Origin of the sequence: uncultured Streptococcus sp., from assembly GCF_963528215.1 — a bacterium.
GTDB lineage: Bacteria > Bacillota > Bacilli > Lactobacillales > Streptococcaceae > Streptococcus.
Genome location: NZ_CAURVL010000052.1, coordinates 1 through 5,354, shown reverse-complemented (window position 1 = coordinate 5,354; position 5,354 = coordinate 1). Strand labels below are relative to the sequence as shown.

Here is a 5,354-nt window from a genome sequence, read left to right as displayed (position 1 = left end):
CGACATATTCACCTTTTTCTACCGTAAAGTGAATGTCCTTCAGTGCCTCTACTTGACTACCCTGAAAGCGGGTTTTATAAATTTTTTTCACGTGCTGTACGTCTAATAATGTCATCTTGCTTCCTTTCTGTTTAGCAGGCTCCTATTAAAGCCCTGCTTTTAGCAGTATTTATGAACTGTCTCCTAATTGATAAGTCTATTTTATCTCAATACCAACCGCCCTGCCATAACCTAAGCTTACATTTTAAAGTGCAATCTTACAGTTTTGTAAGATGAGATGAGCTTCATTTTACCCAAAAGGCAATCAAGGCAATTAGCCAAAGGTGGGATGGATAGAATATATAGAAGAAATATTTGCTCCACTTGCTGCTGGATCCTCGCTCACCATTATAGAAGTGCAAGAGAGGAAGAACACTGATAAAGAGCCAGTCTGAATTATAGAGCAGCATCGATAGCGTGTCCTGCAAGGTTGGATAAATTTGAATACTCATGGCAAAGAGAACTCCCGCCCAAACTACATAGGACAAGTTTCTGAAAAAGACTTGATTTCTAAAAAGGTAGGTCAAGAGCATGAAAGGAAGCAGAGCCATGCCTCCTTCGCTAAAGAGAAGCCCGGCCAGCAAGACTAATACTCCTGCCGCTATCCGCAAACCATGCTTCCTATCCTTAGCAGCTCCGCCATTTTCAGAAAAACCAAAGAAAAGACTCAGCATGAGAACCCCGCAGGCCAAGGTCAGGAAGATATTGTGAGTGAGGTAGATGCCCTTCTCCTGAAAGAGAAGCGTCAGGATACAGTTTCCTGTCTGCATCAGGGCTGCCCAAAAGAAGAGCCGCATATTGTAAGCTAGACGGTTGCGAGTGTGGAGAAAGCCTTCCACTGCCATGAAGGCAAATGCTGCTCCGACACAGCGGGTTAGGGCATGCAAGACGCCATCCCAGCCGTCCGGCACCAGTCCCGGTATCTGGCTGATATGGTCAAAAACCATAAGAAATGCCATGAAGAGCTTCAACTGAAAAGCATTTATACCTTTTGATTTCATTTTTCTGTCTCCTTCTTATTTCTTGACTCTATGATAATAAAAAAGAAAGGTCAGTACCATAACCTAACCTTTCATTTGCTGGTTTTATTCTTACAATTTTGTCACTTTTAAAAATCATGCAGGAGCATTCGTCAAAAATAGCACAAAACCTAGTGGTTTTTATGAAAACTTTCTTCAGCCTGCAACTGTTCTAAAAATCCTTTGACCGCTTGTCGGTCTTCTTCCGTTCCAGAGCCATCTATGTTACGAATATGGCGGAGACCATACTGCTCTACTATCTTATCCGTTGCCCCGCAAAAGGTCCGCGGATAACGCTTCTGATTGCCATTGATGACAAAGCCTTTGATTAGATGTCTGTACTTTCTGATGAAGCGCTTGGTCGTCAACGGAATCTGCCCTGCTCCGCTATTTCTGCTGACTAAAATACAGGGCTCCTCCAGCTTTTTCCAGACTGACTGGCTAGGCATTTCCAGACTTTTAGCAAACTTTTTACCCAAACCAGTCAGACTATCGTAAACCACTACTAGCAACTTTCTTCCTCCTACTCAAAGATCAATTTCTTCTCAGGAAAGGCGATAGAAACCGTCGTTCCCTGACCCACTTGAGAGTCTATAGCAATCTTGTGTCCCAGCTGGTCAGCAATTTTCTTGGACAGATAAAGACCTAAGCCTGATGACTGCTGGGTCAGACGACCATTGTAACCTGAGAAACCGCGCTCAAAAACCCGCAGCAAATCAGCATTTTGAATCCCCAAACCTGTATCCTTGATGTAGAGGCTGCCCTCATGAAAATAAATCTCTATACTGCCTTCTTTGGTGTATTTAAGACTATTGGAGAGGACCTGCTCTAAAATCACAAGAAACCACTTTTTATCAGTGACAATCGTGTGGTCTAGGTCATGAAGATTGAGGCTGAGTCCTTGCTGAATAAAGAAAAGGGCGTATTTCTTGACTACTTCTCTGACCAAATCAGCCAGATTTTCCTGCTTCAGCACTAGATCGTCATGGAAGCTTTCCAGACGGAGGTACTGGAGCACCAGATGAACGTAGGACTCAATCTTGAAGAGCTCCTGCTCCAACTGAGACTTGGCTTCCTTATCCTTCAAGTCTCCAATCAAGAGCGAACTGGCAGCAATAGGAGTCTTGACTTGATGAACCCAAAGAGTGTAGTAGTCCAGCAAATCATTGTATTTTTCCTGTTCAACCAAGAGCTGATTCTTCTGTTCGTACTCCAGCTCTTCCACTCGTTCCTGCAAGAGCTTTTCTAGAGGAGTCTGAGCCTGAGCAGCGACCTGCAGCTTCTGGCCGCGATAAGCCTTATAGGACGTCCAAGCATCTGCTCCGATAAACAAGAAAGACAGAAAAGCCAGCAAAAGCGCGACATATTCTAGCAGACTGCGGTAAGCATCAAAGACAAAGGCAAAAATCAAAATGAAACCTAGCAGCAGAATCAAAAGAGCTAGAAAAAATCGCCGTGAATAAAGGTAAGATTTAAGAAAGAAAAATTTATCCTGTATGTCCATTGATGAGACCGTATCCTATTCCTTTTTTGGTTTCGATGAAGTTTTTCAATCCGTGCTCTTCAAGCTTCTTACGCAGGCGAGCAACATTGACAGATAGGGTATTATCGTCGATGAAAAAGTCACTATTCCAGAGTTCCTTCATCAGGTCATCACGCGCTACGATACCATCCGAGTGCTCGAAGAGGACCCGTAAAATCTGAAATTCGTTCTTGGTCAAGGTCACCACTTTGCCATCAAAGACCAGATCTGTCGACTTGAGATTGAGAATGACGCCTTGATGCTCCAGGAGACTCTGGTCGTTTCCAAACTCATAGGAACGACGCAGCAAGCCCTGAACCTTAGCCAGAAAGACATTATTGTCAAAAGGTTTGGTCACATAGTCGTCTGCCCCCATATTGATAGCCATGACAATGTCCATGGACTGATCGCGGGAAGACAGAAACATGATAGGCACCGTTGAAATCTTACGGATTTCCTGACACCAGTGATAGCCGTTAAACAAGGGCAGGCCGATATCCATCAGTACCAAATGCGGCTCCTCTCGGACAAAGACAGTCAGCACATCCATAAAGTCCTCAACTGCCACTACCTGAAAGCCCCATTGTTCCAGCATTTTCTTAATCATCTGACGGATAACTGGATCATCTTCTACTAGTAAAATCTTGTGCATCTTTCCCTCCCGATTTCTTGCTAGTAACATTATACCAAAAAATGCGATTGCTTGTTTATCATCCTCAGTCTAAGGTAGGATTTTTCTGAAAAAGAGAAATTCTATCAGGAAAATATGCTATACTAACTAGTAGAAATTGGAGATAAAACATGAGCAATATTGTTACTTACCTTGAAGAAGTCCAGCATGACAGCATTTATGATAAACCTTTCAATGAACTGGATCTGCTAATTCTGACAGAGCTGACCTACTTGCCTTTTGACCAACTAGTGCACGAAGACATGTCCCCTTACTGCGACTGCCGGCTGCTGGATTTGGCCGATCAAGTACCGCGCGACCTCTCCATGATGGTCAGCAAAAACCGACTAAAACTGCTAGATTTAGCCACAACCTCTACCCGTTTTAAAAATCTAAAACTGATGGGCTATGTCAATGATATTGATCGAGATATCCAGAAGCAGTTCGCTGCCTTGATTTTCAAAATCAAGCCTGATACCTATGTCCTGGTCTTTCGCGGTACGGACGACTCCATTGTCGGCTGGAAGGAAGACTTCCACATGACCTATATGGACCAGATCCCTGCTCAGAAAATGGCCGCCCGCTACCTACAAAAAGCCTTAGAAAGTCTATCAGGTAACTTTATTCTAAGTGGTCATTCCAAAGGCGGCAATCTAGCTTCCTATGCAGCCAGTCAGATGGAAGCATCGCTTCAAGACCGTATTGAAGCCATCTACAGCTATGACTCTCCCGGTCTCAATCACTCTGTCACCAAAAGTGATGGCTATCAGGCCATGGTTGAAAGGATGAAACGCTACCTGCCTCAGAACTCCATCGTCGGCATGATGCTGGAAACACCTAAGGAAGCTAGAATTGTCAAAAGCAGTGCCATCGGCGGCTTTGCCCAGCACGATACCTTTTCGTGGAAAATCAAGGGAGACTCTTTCCTATTGCTGGATACACTAGATGCAGAGAGCCTGCAGATAGACAAGACTTTTAAAAATTGGGTGAGCACCGTTTCAGATGCAGAACTTAAAGACTTTTTCGACCTCTTTTTCGGACTGATTTTAGATGCTGGTATCCAGTCTGTCGACGAACTGTCCAATGTTGAAAACTTTAACAAAGTCCTTGATATCCTGAAAAATGCTCAATCTCTAACAGACCAAGAACGTGACATGCTGCTGCGCTTGTCCAAGCTACTACTGGATATGCGTGTCCAAAGCTGGAAAGACTCCATTAGCTTGCCTAAGCCTTCTGCTATTGGCAAGGATATCCGAGAAAACCTATCACGCTGGAGTAAGCAGTTGCCTTTTGGCGAGTCTGAGACTGACAAAAAGGAAGACACTGCCGCAGAGGTTCAAGAGTAAAATCAAAAAAGTCCTCTATAGCTTATCTAATGGTAGACTTGGCTTATCCATACCAAAAACAAAACAAGCTCTTATCTTGACAGCTTGTTTTTTCTTTGTTAGAATGTAACAAATCCATTTACAACTAAATAGTGATAAAAATCAGAAAGGAATCCATCATGAAATCTATCAAAGGAATCGCCCTTATTGCTGTTAGCATAATCCTGACCATCTATGCTTGGGCTTCAGCTGGAATGACCAACTTTATTGTACCCGGTCTGGCCTTAACAACCCTTTCACTGACCTTTTTACTTGCGACTCGGAACGCACTTTTGGAAAAATGGTTCCATGGCATCGAAAAGATGTATGCTTATCATAAGTTTACAGCTATCTTTTCCGTCGTCCTGCTTGCTCTCCACAATGTTGCTATGGGTGGCAGTCTCTGGGGCTCTCATCTTGCAGCCCAGCTTGGGAACGTCGGCATCTATCTATTTGTCAGCATTGTTCTGGTGGCCTATCTTGGCAAGCACATCAAATATGAGGCTTGGCGCTGGATTCACCGCTTTGTTTATTTGGCCTATATCTTTGGTCTCTTCCACGCCTATATGCTGATGGGCGGTCGACTCCTAACACCGACCTTGCTAGGTTTCGTAGTCGGATTCTACGCTATCATCGGTTTAGCTTCTGGCTTTTACATCATCTTCCTCTATCAAAGTTTGGCCTTTCGCCATCTGGGAAAAATCATGCAGGTCAAACGCCTCAACCACGATACCGTAGAG

General features: G+C 43.9%; 6 protein-coding genes and 1 pseudogene. 2 read left to right on the top strand and 5 right to left on the bottom strand.

What is annotated here, in order from left to right; translation table 11 throughout:
• The 5 genes and pseudogenes from RWS24_RS10565 to RWS24_RS10545 form a co-directional block, all read right to left on the bottom strand.
• A pseudogene (locus tag RWS24_RS10565) lies at nucleotides 1–115 on the bottom strand (ABC transporter ATP-binding protein); the annotation flags it as partial.
• Nucleotides 116–284: 169 nt separating this feature from the next.
• Nucleotides 285–1,040: a TraX family protein gene (locus tag RWS24_RS10560; protein WP_314367366.1), complete on the bottom strand. Its 756-nt coding sequence runs from the start codon at nucleotides 1,038–1,040 to the stop codon at nucleotides 285–287.
• Nucleotides 1,041–1,189: 149 nt separating this feature from the next.
• On the bottom strand, nucleotides 1,190–1,570 hold the full coding sequence (locus tag RWS24_RS10555; RefSeq protein ID WP_314367363.1) for a class Ib ribonucleoside-diphosphate reductase assembly flavoprotein NrdI: 381 nt from the start codon (nucleotides 1,568–1,570) through the stop codon (nucleotides 1,190–1,192).
• Nucleotides 1,571–1,581: 11 nt separating this feature from the next.
• A complete protein-coding gene (locus RWS24_RS10550; protein WP_314367360.1) occupies nucleotides 1,582–2,562 on the bottom strand; it encodes a sensor histidine kinase in 981 nt (326 codons plus the stop codon).
• Nucleotides 2,546–3,232 carry a response regulator transcription factor gene (locus RWS24_RS10545; protein WP_009659088.1) on the bottom strand — a complete coding sequence of 229 codons (687 nt, stop codon included), beginning with the start codon at nucleotides 3,230–3,232 and terminating at the stop codon, nucleotides 2,546–2,548. Before RWS24_RS10545 ends, RWS24_RS10550 begins: the two co-directional genes overlap by 17 nt.
• A 149-nt stretch (nucleotides 3,233–3,381) precedes the next feature.
• Between RWS24_RS10545 and RWS24_RS10540 the strand changes: the two genes are divergently transcribed.
• On the top strand, nucleotides 3,382–4,596 hold the full coding sequence (locus RWS24_RS10540; protein ID WP_314367356.1) for a DUF2974 domain-containing protein: 1,215 nt from the start codon (nucleotides 3,382–3,384) through the stop codon (nucleotides 4,594–4,596).
• Between the two features lie 158 nt (nucleotides 4,597–4,754).
• Nucleotides 4,755–5,354, top strand: a 600-nt coding sequence (locus RWS24_RS10535; RefSeq protein ID WP_314367353.1) for a ferric reductase-like transmembrane domain-containing protein, incomplete at its 3' end; no start/stop codon positions are given.